Below are 1,522 nucleotides of genomic sequence, written 5' to 3'. Positions count from 1 at the left end.
GCGGCTAAACCAGCGGGCCAAAAAACCCGCCATGCCCCACCCCCCCCCCCCCCCCCGTTTTCCCCGCCCACACGCGATACAATGCCCCCCGGGCACGGGGGGCAACCCCCCCGCGGGGCCCCCCCCGCTTCTTTGCACAGCTGTCAGGTGTGAGGTAATGGTCTCAGATTCGAAAGCAGCCCAACGAGGGGCTGTTGCCGGCAACGGCCCGCGCTCCCCACGGCAGACCGCGCCACACGTCAAGGACCTCGCCCCGGAGGACCCAGACGGTTTGCTCCGGAAGGCCCGGACCGGGGATTCCGCAGCGTTCGGCGCCCTGTATGAGAAGCACCGAGGGCAGGCATCCACGGTGGCCTCCCTGGAAGTCCGCCGGTCCCGGGAACGCCAGGACGCGGTATCGGAAGCCTTCACCTCCGTGCTGGAGAACTTGCACCGGGGAGGAGGCCCCGAACGCAATTTCCGGTCCTACCTGCTGACCGTGCTCCGGCGCACGGCATACGCCTCGAACACGGACCGGGAACTGGCCGCCCTCACCCTCGACGGCTTCCTTCCCGACGAGGCAGCCCCATACCAGGACCCCGCGGTGAGAAGCTTCGACATGGAGGCCGTTGCCCTGGCCTTCGCGGAACTGCCCCTTCACTGGCAGCAGGTCCTCTGGTACCGGGACGTCGAGGACCTCAAACCCGCCGCCGTCGCGCAACTGACCGGCATCAGCGCGAACGCCGTGTCACTCCTTCACGCCCGTGCCAGGGCCGGCCTGACCCGGGGATACCTTCAACACCACATCACGGACACCCGCGGCCCGAGCCCCGAATGCAGGACGGTCCGCCCACACCTGGCCTCCTACCTGCTCGGGACCCTGAAAACCTCATCCACGCAACGAACAGCCACCCACCTGGGCCGGTGCCCCAGCTGCGCCGAGCTTCTCGCCGAACTCCGCCACTACGCCCCCCGCCAAAAACACGCACCCGGTAGCCCAGTACCCTGACACCGGCCCGTAACCCCGCGCCGACGCACCCGAGCATCCACCGAGGCAGGCTCGGCAGGAAAGAGTGCGGCCAGGTCTTGGGGGTCTGACCGCACTCTCCTCGCCGGGATCCATGCTCCCGGCGGTAAATGGCCCGGCCGGATTCGCGCATGAGTACATCGCCCGGGCACAACCCGGTAAGCAGTCCAGGACCTACTTACCAGGCACTAAAATAGTGGGTGCAAGACCCAGATCGTGTCGCGAAAGCACCCGCCCGGCCCCCGAACACGGGGCATCACCGCCAGCTACGCTCACCCCCATGGGACCGGGACCGGCGACGATACCGCCCGGGCCAGAGGTTCTTAAAACCCACGCGCGGCCTTCCGAAAGGTGACCAGTTACTTTGCCGGGAAGGGGAAAGCTCAAGGGAGCATCCGGCCACGAACTTTGGAAAAGCGCGCCGTATCCGCCCCGCTGATCCCGCCACCTGGGGCTTCATTGTCGAGAGCCGCTGCTAGGGTCTGGACCCATGACGATGCAAGCTCACGACCACTC

1 protein-coding gene is annotated in these 1,522 nt (G+C 67.3%); it reads left to right on the top strand.

What is annotated here, in order from left to right; translation table 11 throughout:
* The first annotated feature begins 157 nt into the window (after nucleotides 1–157).
* Nucleotides 158–988, top strand: a complete 831-nt coding sequence (locus tag ABH924_RS24790) for a sigma-70 family RNA polymerase sigma factor (protein ID WP_404503186.1) — start codon at nucleotides 158–160, stop codon at nucleotides 986–988.
* The last annotated feature ends 534 nt before the right edge of the window (nucleotides 989–1,522 follow it).

The organism is Arthrobacter sp. GAS37, from assembly GCF_044908325.1.
Classification (GTDB): Bacteria; Actinomycetota; Actinomycetes; order Actinomycetales; family Micrococcaceae; genus Arthrobacter; species Arthrobacter ramosus.
The sequence above is the reverse complement of the archived record's forward strand: the minus strand, read 5'-3'. Positions and strand labels throughout refer to the sequence as shown.

Bases quoted from the DNA above. Each gene is read 5' to 3' on its own strand.
- ABH924_RS24790 (WP_404503186.1), top strand. From the start codon at position 158: ATGGTCTCAGATTCGAAAGCAGCCCAACGAGGGGCTGTTGCCGGCAAC.